A 13,450-nucleotide genomic window follows, 5' to 3' on the forward strand; every position below is an offset into this window, starting at 1 on the left:
AGTAGCGGGCTTGAATATGGCCCGGCCTGGATAAAATCCTATCGTTTGACTAGTAATAAATGACCGAATCCACAAAATTCTGGGGCATTGTGCCTGCGGCCGGCGTCGGCAAGCGCATGCAGGCGGACAGGCCCAAGCAATACCTTGAACTGGCCGGCAAAACCGTGATTGAGCAAACGCTATCGCGATTGCTGCAAGCCGATGTCTTTGAAGCTATTGCCGTTGCCATCTCCAGTGACGATCCTTATTGGCCGCAATTGCCGATAGCGCAGCATGAAAAGATTCTGACCGCGGCCGGCGGCAAAGAGCGCGCCGATTCAGTGCTTTCGGCACTGAAATCCATAAGCGGTAAAGCCTCGGATGATGATTGGGTCCTGGTGCACGATGCGGCCCGGCCTTGCATCACCGCTTCCGATATTCATCACTTGATTGCCTGCCTGATCCATGACGACGTGGGCGGCATACTGGCCTTATCTTCGCACGATACCTTGAAAAATGTTCAGGACGGCCGAATTGCCGGCACGCTGAACAGGAACCATATCTGGCGGGCGCTGACGCCGCAAATGTTCCGCTACGGCACATTAAAAACCGCCCTGGAAGAAGCCGAAGGCAATCCGGCCATTACTGATGAAGCCAGCGCGCTGGAATTGAAAGGGCTGCAGCCGAAAATCGTCGAAGGCCGCCCCGACAATATCAAGATCACACGGCCCGAAGATTTACCTTTAGCACAATTTTATTTGGAACAACAATGATCAGAGTTGGACAAGGTTATGATGTGCATCGCTTTAAAGAAGGCGAATACATCATTTTAGGCGGCGTAAAAATAGACTATGAAAAAGGCCTGGAGGCGCATTCCGACGGCGATGTCGTGCTGCATGCCTTAAGCGATGCCCTGCTGGGTGCGGCGGCGCTGGGCGATATCGGCAAGCATTTTCCCGATACCGATCCCGAGTTTAAAGGCGCCGACAGCCGTGTTTTGCTGCGCCATGTCTACCGCATTGTGCAGGAAAAAGGTTACAGCCTGGTCAATGCCGATATCACGATTATCGCTCAGGCGCCGAAAATGGCGCCCCATATCGGCGCAATGTGCCGCAATATCGCCGACGATCTGAAAGTTGACATCGATTGCGTCAATGTCAAGGCGACCACGACGGAAAAGCTCGGCTTCGAAGGCCGCAAAGAGGGCATAGCCGTTCAGGCGGTTGTCTTGATAGAAAAATAACCCGTTATCTGATAAGCCGAGCCGAATTTGACACAATTAATCGAAATACCTGAGTGGCCCTGTGTTTACGGCGGGCCTGCCGGCCGCGGCAACATCCGCACAGTACCGGAAGATTTTATCGTCGACGAACATCTGTCCTTTGAGCCGGCAGGCGCCGGCGAGCATGTGTTTCTGCGCATAGAAAAAAAGGATGAAAACACCGACTATGTAGCCAGGCAGTTGGCCCGTTTTGCCAATGTCAGGCAGCGCGATGTCAGCTATGCCGGCCTGAAAGACCGGCATGCCGTCACGACGCAGTGGTTCAGCGTCTGGCTGCCGGGCAAGGAAGATCCCGACTGGGCACAGTTTGAATCGGATAATGTCAAGGTTCTTGAATCTGTCCGTCATGCCAAAAAATTAAAGCGCGGCGTTCTGTCCGGCAATAGTTTCAAAATCGTCGTGCGGGAATGGCAGGGCGATCAGGAACAAACCCTTGCCCGGCTGGAAGCCATCAAAGCGGGCGGCATCGCCAATTATTTCGGCCCCCAGCGTTTCGGCCATGAAGGCCGCAATGTCAGCAAGGCGCTGGCGCTGTTTCAAGGCATGAAAGTCAAGCGCGAACAACGCAGCATCTATTTATCGGCGGCTCGCTCTTATCTTTTCAATCAGATTCTGGCCTACCGAATCACGCAGCAAACCTGGGATCAGGCGATGGCCGGCGATACTTATATGTTTGACCAGTCGCATAGCTGTTTCAAATCGGATCAGCCCGATCAGGACATCATCCGGCGGCTGCACGCGAAAGAAATACACCCGACCGGTGCTTTGTGGGGCAAAGGCGAGCCGGGTGTATCGGCCGATGCTCGGGCGATTGAGCAAGCCGTTGCCGATAAATACGGAGATCTGGCTCAGGGCCTGGTCAATGCCGATGTGGAGTGCGACCGGCGCGCGCTACGGGTGAACGTCCGTAATCTGCAATGGCAGTTTATCGATGACCAGGCATTGGCGCTGAGTTTTACCTTACCGGCCGGCAGTTACGCGACGGCGGTATTACGCGAAATTATCGAAGAAGTATAAACGAAGAGACAACAATGGATTTAATACTCGCTTTAAAAGCTTTCATTTTGGGTGTCGTCGAAGGACTGACCGAATTTCTGCCTATCTCCAGTACCGGACACTTGATACTGGTCGGCGATTTGCTGAGTTTTAACGACGAAACCGGCAAGGTTTTTGAAATTGTGATTCAGACAGGCGCCATTCTGGCGATCTGCTGGGAGTACCGGGCCAAGATCGGCAGGACCATCTCAGGCTTATTGAAATGGCAGCCTGAGGCGCTCAAATTTACTGTCAATCTGGCGATTGCCTTCTTGCCGCTGGCGATTTTGGGCTTGTTGTTCGGCAGCCTGATTAAGGCGCATCTGTTCAAACCGATTCCTGTCGCGTCAGCATTCATTATCGGTGCCTTCATCATTTTCTGGGCCGAAAAAAGAGAGCATAAGATCCGCATTCATGAAGTTGAGGATTTAACCGCGCTGGATGCGTTAAAGCTCGGCTTTGCGCAAGCTCTGGCACTGATACCGGGCACGTCCCGCTCAGGGGCGACGATTATCGGAGGTTTATTATTCGGTTTGTCGCGTAAGGCGTCGACTGAGTTTTCTTTCTTCCTGGCCATACCGACTTTAATTATCGCCAGCATTTACGATTTATATAAGCACCGCGATTTGCTGCACAGCACAGACTTGCCTGTATTTGCCGTCGGTTTGGTCGCGGCTTTTTTCAGCGCTTTGTTAGCCGTGCGCGCCTTGCTTCGCTATATCAGCCATCATGATTTTACTGCGTTTGCCTGGTACAGGATCGTGTTCGGCGTGCTGGTCATCGGCACGGCCTATAGCGGCCTTGTGCAATGGACCGTGGATTAAAAGAACTCGTTATCGTTCCGGTATTTCTCGGCGACGTGCAATAGCACAAAAACCGCGCCGGCGCCGCCGTCTTTGGGCGGCGCCGAGCAAAAAGCCTGAACGTCCTTGTGCTGCCTGAGCCATAGGTTAAGGTTGTTTTTCAGAACAGGAAGATTATCGGGCGAGCGATAGCCCTTGCCATGTACGATATGCACACAACGGCAGCCGTCTTCTACGCACATGTGCAGAAATCTGAGCAACTGGCGCTTGGCTTCATTGCTGCTTAGCCCGTGCAGGTCGATTTCGGCGTCGAGGCCGAAATAGCCGCGGCGCAGTTTCTTTAGGACATTTTTTTGCAGGCCCGGCGAAAGAAAGCTCATTGTGTCTTCAAGACTCACGCTTTCAAGATCTATTTCAGCCTTATCGATTAAATAGGCCTCCATATCGACAGAGGCCGGTTTGGGAAAAGGCTTGGGTTTTTTATCTTCTGTAAACAGTACCTTATCGTCCTTTACAGTCGTTACCTTTCCAACCGTCTGGCGAAATAAATGGCTGTCTTCTGGAGTGAGATTTTTTTTTACCACGAAAGCTGATTTTGAAGAGTATTGTTGCTAAGATGTGAAATTCTATAGCTTATTTTGCTTCAGGGCGACTGATAATGCACATTTTGTTAAGTAATGATGACGGGTACTTGGCTGAAGGGCTCTGTGCGCTGGCGGGTGCATTGCGCGAACATGCCGACTTATCAGTGGTTGCACCGGACAGGAACCGCAGCGCTGCAAGCAATTCCTTGACACTGGAAAGGCCTTTGCGGATGGCCGTCGCTGAAAACGGTTTCGTTCGAGTGGACGGCACGCCGACCGATTGCGTGCACTTGGCTGTCACGGGATTGTTGGAACATGAGCCCGACATGGTTTTTGCCGGCATCAACCATGGCGCAAATCTGGGCGATGATGTGCTCTATTCCGGAACCGTCGCAGCCGCAACTGAAGGCCGCTTTCTGGGGCTTCCCGCCATCGCCATTTCCCTGGCATCAAGCAATCCGACCCATTTTGAAACAGCCGCACATGTGGCTGTGATGTTGTTGCAGCAATTGATCAAGTCTCCTTTGCCGCAGGATACCATCCTGAACGTCAATGTGCCCGATGTGACCATAAAAGATCTGAGAGGCTATCAGGCTACGCGCTTGGGTCAGCGGCATAAAGCCGAACCGGTGGTCAAGACTACAGATCCGCGCGGGCGCATTATTTATTGGGTGGGGCCTCCTGGAGGCGAACAGGATGCCGGGCCCGGAACTGACTTTTATGCCGTTAATACAGGTTATGTGTCAGTTACGCCTTTACAAGTCGATTTAACCCGGTATGAGCGCATAAATGCTATAAAGGAATGGTTGCCTAAGGAGAACGGCTTATGATGCAACGATTGCAAGGGATCGGCATGACTTCCCGGCGTACCCGGGAGCGCATGGTCAGCCGCTTATCGCAACAGGGCATTAAAAACAATAAAATCCTCGATGCGATGTGCAATACGCCGCGGCATATTTTCATGGATGAGGCATTGTCGAGCCGGGCGTATGAAGATGTCGCTTTGCCTATCGGCTATAATCAGACTATCTCTCAGCCTTATATCGTCGCCAGAATGACGGAATTGCTGCTCGAGTTCGGCCGTCTGGAAAAAGTGCTTGAGATCGGTACCGGTTGCGGTTATCAGACCGCCATTCTGGCGCAGCTGGTCGATCACGTATATTCCATAGAAAGAATCTGGCCTTTGCAGAGAAAAGCCAAAAGCCATTTGTGGGATTTAAAACTGAAGAACGTCAGTTTTCTGCATGGCGATGGCATCCTGGGTTGGCCGAAACATGCGCCCTATGACGGTATCCTTGTGTCGGCTGCACCGTCTGAGGTTCCTGACACGCTGCTGCAGCAGATGGCGTTGGGCGGCGTCATGATCGTTCCGGTCGGCAAGGCGGGCAATCAGACGTTGCAACGGGTTATCCGCATCCAAGGCGGATTTGAAGTTGAAGAACTGGAGCCGGTAAGTTTTGTGCCTTTTTTGCCGGGAACGGAAATGTGATGTTCCAGAAATTTATGATAAGGCGCTGTCATGACCTAGACATCGGCATGCGGCCAAGTTTCTGTGCGCAGTAAGTTTTGCCGAATCCGCACTCTTTCCGATACCGTCTCCATCATGCTGGCGCCGATGGCGCTATCGCAGCCCCATAGAGCCCCTTTCGACTGCAACTTTGGCCCCGATCGCTTCGGTTCTTGGCAACCGTCGCGTTAGTGATTGCGGGTATCCGCATTTATAAACTGTTGCAGCAGGGTTGATGTTTGCGAGAGTCAATATTTTCCGCGATTATTGCTGGCACTACAATTTTCTTAATGAGGCGGTGCTTATCGTATCCAGTTCTTGTTCTTCCGGAGTAGGCGATTTGATGCGCGGCTCGAATAGCCGATAGAGAATAGGCACCAGCAGAACCGTCATAACGGTAGCGCTGAATAGCCCCCAGACAATCACGGTAGCCAAGGGGCGCTGCACATCCGAACCCAGTCCGGTAGCGAGCGATGCTGGTACCAGGCCGAGAATAGCGACTAATGATGCCACCAGAATGGGCCGGATGCAGCGCACAGAGCCTTCGGTAATGGCTTGGTCCATAGGCATGCCGGCAAGGCGTAATTCAGTAATGGTTCTTATGATCAGCACGCCATTCATAAGCGAAACCCCAAAAACCGCTGCGAAGCCGACGCCTGAGGAGACGTTCAAATTCATGCCCCGAAGATAAAGGGCAGTGGCTCCGCCCACGAAGGCGAAAGGAATCGCAAACAGTAGCGACAGCGATGCCCGCAACGAGCCGAATGTCACCAGCAGCAGAAGAAATATGACGCCGATGCTTGAGGGCACCAGTATTTTGAAATGCTGGGCAGCCCGCTCAAGATTCTCGAACATCCCCAGCCAGGCTACGCGATAGCCGCTGGGCGCTTCAATTTCCTGTTTGAACAACCGTTGTGCATCGGATACAAAACCGCCTTGGTCGCGTCCGACGATATCCGTCCTCACGGTCAATCGGCGTCTTCCATCTGCTCGGGCAATTAATGTCTGCCCATCGATAATATCAATATGGGCAACCTGGGCTAGCGGGATAGGTATGCCATCGGCATTATAGACAGGCAGACGCCCGATCGCGGCCGGTGAGCGTAAAACCTCTTTCGCGAATCGGGCAACAATATCAACACGCCGTTCACCTTCAAACAGGAGGCCGATAGGCGCGCCGCCGATAGCCACGTCAATGAGCTGCGTGACATCTTCTACATTGACATTGTAGCGGGCGCACAAGGCGCGGTCGGGGCTTATGACCAACTGCGGCTGAGGGCCTTCCTGTTCGATAGCGACATCCACTGCGCCTGGAACTTTGCTGATCAGCGCTTGAGTTTTTCTCGCCAGATTCAATAAAACGCCCGAATCGGCGCCGGAAAATTCAACCGCCAGATTGGCCGAGGTGCCGTTGGCGTCTTCCGTCACGCTGTCTATGATCGGTTGGGTGAAATTGAAGCGAGTGGTTGGAAACTCTGCACGAAAGCGGGATCCCAAGGCGGCAAGCAGTTCCTGTTTACGCTTGAACTGGACCCATTGGTCCCGCGGCTTCGGACTGATCAGCATTTCGAGCCGGCTGGGCGGAAAAGGATCGGTGCCGCTATCGCTGCGGCCTGCTTGAACGACTATAAAATCTATATCGGTAAATTCAGCCGTAATTTCGCGCAGCCGTTGGCCGAATTTTGACGATTGCTGTAAAGAAGTACCTTCAGGAAAATTCGCACGCACCCAGATGACGCCTTCATCCATATAAGGCAGAAATTCCGTGCCAAGGCGAGGAACAATCAATACCAGGATGCCGGCAAGTACAACTATCGCAACGCCGATTGATTGCCAGCGAAAACGTAATAAAAAGTTGAGCGCGGCAGCGTAACGAGGATAAAGCCAGGTTAATATCGGATTTTCCCAATCACGGTAGCCCTTTTTAAACAATAGGCTGGAGAGAACAGGCACCACAAACAGCGCATATAACATGGCGCCAAACAAGGCAAACAGGATGGTTAAAGCCATAGGACGAAATAACAGTCCCTCTATATGCGTCAGAGTCAGCAGCGGCAAGAAAGCGCCCACTATCATCAGGATCGAGAAAAAGACAGGGCGCTCTACTTGCAAAGCCGCAAGTAATACCGTTTTCGCCGTACCGACATGACCATTTTTTTGCGTCGAGTCATGTAAACGGTGGGCGATGTTTTCCGCCATGATGACAGAGCCGTCAACGATGATACCGAAATCGATGGCGCCGATTGAGAGTAAGCCGATCGGAATGCCGAAAGCATTCATCATTACCAGGGCAAACAATAATGAAAAAGGAATGGTCAAGGCCACTATTAAGGCCAAAGAAGGGCGCCCCAGGAAAAACAATAAGACAACGGTGACCAAGGATATTCCCAAAAGCACGCTATGGCCTACAGTGTGCAGTGTCGTATCAACTAACTGGGAGCGATCATAGAAGGGCACCAGCTTGACGCCTTCCGGCAAATCAACCTGATTAAGCTCAGTAATGACTGCTTTGGTATGCTCCAGAGTATCCGAAGTGTTTTCTCCCCGGCGCATCAGGACGATGCCTTCAATGGATTCGTCTTTGTTATCTTTGCTCAGAATTCCGGACGGTATCTTGGAACCGACTTCCACATCGGCTACGTCATGCACATAAATTGGGGTGCCGCCGACGGATTTAACGAAAATGTTGCCAATTTCCGATATATCTTGCAAAGCGCCTTTACCCCGAATGACAAAAGACATGCTCCCTCGTGACAGCACGCTGCCGCCGGCGCTTTCATTGTTAGACTGTATGGCGTCGACAATATCGTTAAGAGACAGCCCAAAACGTTTTAACTGCGATGGATGCAGCAGTATTGTGTACTGTTTTTCATAACCGCCGAAGTTGGTAACATCAGCAACGCCGGCGGCGCGCAACAGGTGAGGGATGACTATCCAGTCATTGATCGATCGAAGCTCGATAAGGTCATAGCGACCATCCGATACCAGTTCATAGCGCAGTATTTCGCCGTATGCTGTCGCCAGTGGGCCCAATTCGGCCGACGCGCCATTAGGCAGGTCGATATTGGTAAGTTTTTCCTCTACGCGCTGCCTGGCCCAATAGCTCTCAACGCCTTCTTCGAAAGTCAGCTGAACTACCGACAGACCGAAAATCGTTCGAGAACGTATGTTTACCACGCGGGGGACGTTGCGCATCTCAATTTCTACCGGTACGGTTACCTGGCGTTCCACTTCTTCGGGTGCACGGCCTGGAAAGACCGTTATAACCTGAACCATCTGTGAGGATATGTCAGGATAGGCGTCGACCTGCATTCTCGAAAATGACCACACACCCAGAATAATCACTATGAAGGTGCCGCTTAAAATCATCAGGCGATAATGCATCGCCTGATTGAGTAATTGCGGAATCATCGCGTCACTCCTACAGAGCCGGGTGTGCTTCCGGCTTCTCCGCCCTGCAGCGACTGTACCAGCATCGGTTTTAGCAAAATGGCGCCATTGCCGATAATACGCTCGCCACCTTGTAGGCCCTTAAGAATCTCAATGCGGTCATCAACATTTTCTCCGACTTCTACTCGGGTGATGCGCCATAAGCCAGACCCGGCTCCAATCAATACATAATCGGCATCCCCGCTGTGCAGGACGCCATCGACCGGGACCATAATGGCTTCCCGCGGGTCGGTGCCCAGGCCGATTTCAGCATACATGCCCGGTTTAAATTGATTGGCCTGATCATTCAATTCAAAAAACACCCTTAGAGTATGTCTTTCAGCCGATAGGGTGGGCGCCAGGCTGCGTACCTTGCCGAAAAACGCCTGGTTAGGAATCCCATAAAATCGCGCTACACAGGACTGGCCTGCCGATACCAGGCCAATTTTCAATTCGGGCACGTCAGCCATAATCAAAGAAACACCGGGATTGGAGCTCTGCAATAAAAGAGGATCTACGCCTTCCTGCAACAGCTTTCTCTCGAGCGCGGCACGATTGCGAGTGGCTACCGTGAGCGCCGTCTCAGCCTCATAGACGTCCTTCTGGCCTTCCAATTGAACCTCGAGCAAGTTGGCTTCCGCGGCGGTCAGGTCGCGAATGGCTTCCGTACCGGTGGCGACCAGTTTGCGTAGACGCTCGACGACCAATTTTTGGGAGTTAAATTGCGTTGCGGTAAGTTCACGAATTTTCACCAAGCGTTTGGCATTGAATTCTTTTTCAGCCTGGGCTCTTAGCCAGTCGGCATAAACGCCGGACAACTCAATACTGTTAAATTGCCAGCGGTCTTCTTTAGGCGTCGAGCCGATAGGAAGATGGGCAACAACGGCTCCGGTCACAACCAGTAAAGGCGTACTGATGCGCTTTTTCTGTACAGTCGAGATGTCGAATTTCTTTTCCAGCAAGCTTCCGGGTTTGACCTCAATCAGCCCCGGCTCAATCAGTTGAACGACTTTCGGCGCTTCCGAGGCGGTGAATTCTTTTTGATCCGACGCCGCTTCATGCCAGGATTTACCTATCAAGACAGCCAATACCATACCGGCCGCCAGTATTGTTTTTGATCGGCCATAGCGTTTGAGGCAACTGTACAAAAAAGTCGAATGGATCATCGTAATACTTCTTTGCCAATAACTGCGTTAAGTTGATTCAATGCGTGCCAATAGCTGGATCGCCCATTGATATGGACTCGATAGGTTTCCAGGTAGGCCCGCTGTGCATCCAATACTTCTATCAGGGTTTTACCGCCTAGCTCGTAGGCTTGGGTGATTTTGTCCCGCACATTTCTTGCCGCTTCCAATTGTCCTGGATCGTCGTTGGTTAAAAATTGATACGAAGAAGCAAAAGTTTTTGCGGTCTGGTCAATTTCCGCGCGCAAGTCCACAAGCTGGGCCTGTAAATTGTACTGTGTTTGAGTTTTAATGGACTTCGCTTTGGCTATGTTGCCCTGATTGCGATCAAAAATAGGCACGGTGAGATTGATTCCGGCCATCCACGAGTTGGCGTCGGGAAAGCCGATGGCCTGCTGTTGAAACTGTCTGGTATAGCCAATGCCAGGTATTACCTGCGGATAGGCTCTTCTTTCTTCCAGCTTTATATCTGAATCGGCCTTATCTAATTGGCGGCGCAAGGCGCTTAGATCGGGTCTGTTTTCCTCGGCAAATCTGAAAGCGGTTTCAGCGTCTATTGGCTTCGCCAATGTGTTGATTTCCAATGTACCTTTTACCTTGATAGGGATGTTGTCTTTGATACCTAACAGGGTACGTAACTGATTAAGTGCGGCTGCTAAATCCAGTTCTCGCGCATGAACTTCACGGTGGCTGCTGAAAATAGAGAGTTTGATTCGGTCCGCTTCGATGGTGCCGACGCCTCCGAGAGCCACCCGTTTAAGAATAATCTGCTCCATTTTGATTAAATTGCGCTGGTTTTCATAGGCGAGTTCCAACATCGCCTGCATCTCCAGAACGTCATAGAATGCCGCAATGGTTGCTGCAATCCTAAGCCGGACGGTATTGGCAAAGTCAGCCGCTGTCGCTTCGACCCCATATTGGCCGGACGTTATCGCGGCCGCTCTCTTTCCGAACAAAAACCAATCGATAGGCATGGCGACATTAAAATCAAATTGCGGAGGCCCGCCTTGTCGATTGGCTGTAAATGACCGATTCAAAGGCATTAACTGTATGTCGGTATTTATCTGCGGATTGGGTATCAATCCTGCCGTAATCAGGTCAGCTTCGGCCTGACTGATATTTTCCAAAGCGGCTTTGATTCGCGGATCAGATTTCAAAGCCGTTTGTACCGCCTGGTTCAATGTGAATTCCTTAGGCTCAACTAATGTTTCGGAGGGAACTGAAGTAGCGCTAGTTTCGGCAGAAAACGCATTTGGTGGAGGCGCGTCGGCAATAGGTGGTCCGGATTCATTCATATATAAAGGCAGAGGAGTCGGCTTGTAATCTTGAATTGAGCAGCCGTTTAACAATAAAAGAATGCACAAAGACCATCTGCATGAAATATTAATAAATGGAGAGGCTAAGTGAAAATGGCAATCATGGTGCTTAAGCCATTCTTTTTTTATTTTTTTCATAGACGAATGATTTAGATTCTGTTGCATTGAACGGCATTGCTAAGCCCTCATATACTCCTGCGTGTTATGGGTGTTTCGTTCAGTAGGGCTTGAATGCTGCAGAGCGTCGGTCGTTCTGCAGCATCTGACAATCACCGACCATGCTCAAGTTCAACCGAACCATAAAAAATTCATCACATGATTGATTCTTCGCTGCTGCTTTCCTGCTGGCTGAAGCCGCTGCTGCAGGCCACACCGTGCGGACCGTGGCTTTGCAATACGGGGGCAGCCTGGCCTTCGTCTGCAGAATGCACGCCTTATGGCGTGAAACCGGAGCCGTCCAGGGCAAGCCCTTCGGCGGGTGCAAATGCTCGCGGCTGGAACCGTATGAAGCGGCTATCAAGGAACAGCTAGCACATAGCCGATCGATGACGCTGAAGGAACTGCAGAGCTGGCTGAAAGACGAACACAGCCTAAGTGTTAGGCTTGTGATAGCAACCAAATCGCCTCCACAGGCTTTAAAAATAGCTTTCTTTTAGCCCATTTCATCCCAATCTTCTCTGGGTGGTAGAAGGATAAAGAACAGGTAAGTCTTAATTTTGTTTTCGCAGTATTTTTAATTGTGGTAAAAATAAAGCGGACTTCGTGCCTGTTTTAAAGTTCTGCCTCGAACCGTATGGGGATAAATCGTCGTGGTTTTTAGATCACTTTGCCCCGGCAATTTCTCCTGAATCGTCCGAATATCATAATCGGCTTGCAATAAGTGGCTGGCGAAGAGAGGTCTGAACGTCACCAGGGCAGGTCTTTCGCTAAAGCTCCAATCCAGTCGGTATGACTTGAGGAAGGGCAACAGTTAAGATAAGGCGTGATTGCGCAAGAAAAGAGGAGTTAGGTTATGAAAATTTATACATTGGCCGCTATACTGTTTTTTTACGCTATTACATCTCACGGAATAGAACCGAATAGTGCTTCCATTCTAAAAGCGGATGTCGCAGTGGATTTTCGCTGTTCCGGATCTCCGCCTCTTGAAGGAATAGAGGAAAACGCTGAGTCCGACTTTCAGTACGATATACAAGATAACGATGCCATTTTCGAACTGGGGGACGGCGATTCTGCCGATGAACTCGGCGGGAATGAAGCGGTTTGCGGCGGCAGCAATGGCGACGATTTGATCAACGGCGCCGAGGGGCAATAATATCATTGACAGCGGTATTCAATCTCTGGAACCCTGTGTCGCTGGCCGCCTTTCTGTTCGCTAACCCGCTCGAGCCGATGCGGGCAAACTCGTAGCCGCCCTGCAATCTGCTTATCTTACGGATTGTTTTTAATCGATGGACCGCTTTGGCTGTAACTTAAGCCGTAGATGTCCAGATTTGATCTGGTGTTATGTTCCAGCGCTTTTTTCTAATCGGTCTTGTCGACTTTCACAAAAATACGCAGTTTGTTTTGGCCGTTTTGTTGAGAGCGGGCCAAATTTCCACCACCTCTGCTTTGGTTGTCTTCGTAGATGCCGCCCAGTTCCACCCATTCGCCCAGCTTGACCCGAATTGTGGTTTGTGCGCCTTGGGTTTCCATCTGGCCGCGCGCGTTGAGTTTGTCCGACCAGGGCGAAACGTCCAGAATGGCCTGTTCGCCTGCAAGCCTCGGCGTGACGGCAAAGCCCGTCGTCGTGTCGATAAAGTCGGTCGTGGTGGATAATGTAGGGCCATAGTCCGAATCGTAGATCTGCACGTTTTCCATTGGATACGTGTTGCCGGCTTGAATGTAAGCCGTATTGCCTTCCAGGGTCCGAATAGTTTGCGTGCTTTTACTGGCATACTGATTCTGATTTTGAGAGTAGTGGCCATATACGCTGGCGCGGGCTTTCGATGGATCATCGATCGGGCCGCTGATTCTGACTCTGGCCGCTGCGTTGAGTTCGTCGACGGTCAGCTGCCGGCTTTGAATGGCCGTGATGACCAGATTGTTCAGCCGGGTGTCCAGTTCGCTGACCAGCGCCCTGATTTCAGCCAACCGTTCCGGCGTGGTTTTGACCACTAGGCTGGAGCCGTTGGCGACCACATGGTCGGTATATTCCAACAAGGGCTCGAGTAGGGGCTGTATCTCGGAGGCCGGCCGGTTAGCCAGCGGGATCACTTCAATAACGGCTTGCTCCGCCAGGGCGAGCTTGCCGGACAGCAGCATGAAGATCAATAGCAGGCGTGTTGTATCCAA

The 13,450-nt window shown here is 51.4% G+C and carries 13 protein-coding genes; 8 read left to right on the plus strand and 5 right to left on the minus strand.

From position 1 onward, the window contains the following. Window positions 1–59: 59 nt before the first annotated feature. From ispD to V2P20_RS01545, 4 genes are read left to right on the plus strand one after another with little or no spacing between them, the layout of a single operon-like run. A complete protein-coding gene (gene ispD / locus V2P20_RS01530; protein ID WP_331815362.1) occupies window positions 60–752 on the plus strand; it encodes a 2-C-methyl-D-erythritol 4-phosphate cytidylyltransferase in 693 nt (230 codons plus the stop codon). Further along, window positions 749–1,222, plus strand: a complete 474-nt coding sequence (ispF, locus tag V2P20_RS01535; protein ID WP_331815364.1) for a 2-C-methyl-D-erythritol 2,4-cyclodiphosphate synthase — start codon at window positions 749–751, stop codon at window positions 1,220–1,222. Before ispD ends, ispF begins: the two co-directional genes overlap by 4 nt. 27 nt (window positions 1,223–1,249) lie before the next feature. Then, a complete protein-coding gene (gene truD / locus V2P20_RS01540; RefSeq protein WP_331815366.1) occupies window positions 1,250–2,278 on the plus strand; it encodes a tRNA pseudouridine(13) synthase TruD in 1,029 nt (342 codons plus the stop codon). Window positions 2,279–2,292: 14 nt separating this feature from the next. Beyond that, window positions 2,293–3,120 carry an undecaprenyl-diphosphate phosphatase gene (locus V2P20_RS01545; RefSeq protein ID WP_331815368.1) on the plus strand — a complete coding sequence of 276 codons (828 nt, stop codon included), beginning with the start codon at window positions 2,293–2,295 and terminating at the stop codon, window positions 3,118–3,120. On the opposite strand, the gene V2P20_RS01550 is transcribed toward V2P20_RS01545, so the two are convergent. Then, on the minus strand, window positions 3,117–3,683 hold the full coding sequence (locus V2P20_RS01550) for a Smr/MutS family protein (RefSeq protein WP_194969355.1): 567 nt from the start codon (window positions 3,681–3,683) through the stop codon (window positions 3,117–3,119). The two genes, V2P20_RS01545 and V2P20_RS01550, sit on opposite strands and share 4 nt — an antisense overlap. Window positions 3,684–3,757: 74 nt before the next feature. Between V2P20_RS01550 and surE the strand changes: the two genes are divergently transcribed. Together surE and V2P20_RS01560 are read left to right on the plus strand one after the other, a co-directional pair. Continuing rightward, window positions 3,758–4,513 carry a 5'/3'-nucleotidase SurE gene (gene surE / locus V2P20_RS01555; RefSeq protein ID WP_331815371.1) on the plus strand — a complete coding sequence of 252 codons (756 nt, stop codon included), beginning with the start codon at window positions 3,758–3,760 and terminating at the stop codon, window positions 4,511–4,513. Next, entirely contained in the window at window positions 4,510–5,172 is a 663-nt protein-coding gene (locus tag V2P20_RS01560) for a protein-L-isoaspartate(D-aspartate) O-methyltransferase (protein ID WP_331815374.1), read from the plus strand. Before surE ends, V2P20_RS01560 begins: the two co-directional genes overlap by 4 nt. Before the next feature lie 294 nt (window positions 5,173–5,466). On the opposite strand, the gene V2P20_RS01565 is transcribed toward V2P20_RS01560, so the two are convergent. Genes V2P20_RS01565 through V2P20_RS01575 form a run of 3 tightly spaced genes read right to left on the minus strand, consistent with a single transcriptional unit; the run spans window position 5,467 to window position 11,257 of the window. Continuing rightward, window positions 5,467–8,601, minus strand: coding sequence for a CusA/CzcA family heavy metal efflux RND transporter (locus V2P20_RS01565; protein ID WP_331815376.1), 3,135 nt, complete (start codon window positions 8,599–8,601; stop codon window positions 5,467–5,469). Next, window positions 8,598–9,785, minus strand: a complete 1,188-nt coding sequence (locus tag V2P20_RS01570; RefSeq protein WP_331815379.1) for an efflux RND transporter periplasmic adaptor subunit — start codon at window positions 9,783–9,785, stop codon at window positions 8,598–8,600. Before V2P20_RS01570 ends, V2P20_RS01565 begins: the two co-directional genes overlap by 4 nt. Further along, a complete protein-coding gene (locus V2P20_RS01575; RefSeq protein ID WP_331815382.1) occupies window positions 9,782–11,257 on the minus strand; it encodes a TolC family protein in 1,476 nt (491 codons plus the stop codon). Before V2P20_RS01575 ends, V2P20_RS01570 begins: the two co-directional genes overlap by 4 nt. A gap of 177 nt (window positions 11,258–11,434) precedes the next feature. Here V2P20_RS01575 and V2P20_RS01580 point away from each other — a divergent pair, with 177 nt between their 5' ends. Beyond that, window positions 11,435–11,650, plus strand: coding sequence for a hypothetical protein (locus V2P20_RS01580; RefSeq protein WP_331815384.1), 216 nt, complete (start codon window positions 11,435–11,437; stop codon window positions 11,648–11,650). A 481-nt stretch (window positions 11,651–12,131) separates the two neighbouring features. Beyond that, complete coding sequence (locus V2P20_RS01585; protein WP_331815386.1) at window positions 12,132–12,431, plus strand: hypothetical protein; 300 nt, start codon at window positions 12,132–12,134, stop codon at window positions 12,429–12,431. A 209-nt stretch (window positions 12,432–12,640) separates the two neighbouring features. Here V2P20_RS01585 and V2P20_RS01590 read toward each other — a convergent pair whose 3' ends face one another. Beyond that, a complete protein-coding gene (locus tag V2P20_RS01590; protein ID WP_331815389.1) occupies window positions 12,641–13,450 on the minus strand; it encodes a secretin N-terminal domain-containing protein in 810 nt (269 codons plus the stop codon).

The organism is Methylobacter sp. Wu1 (genome assembly GCF_036553575.1).
In the GTDB taxonomy this organism is placed as follows: domain Bacteria; phylum Pseudomonadota; class Gammaproteobacteria; order Methylococcales; family Methylomonadaceae; genus Methylobacter.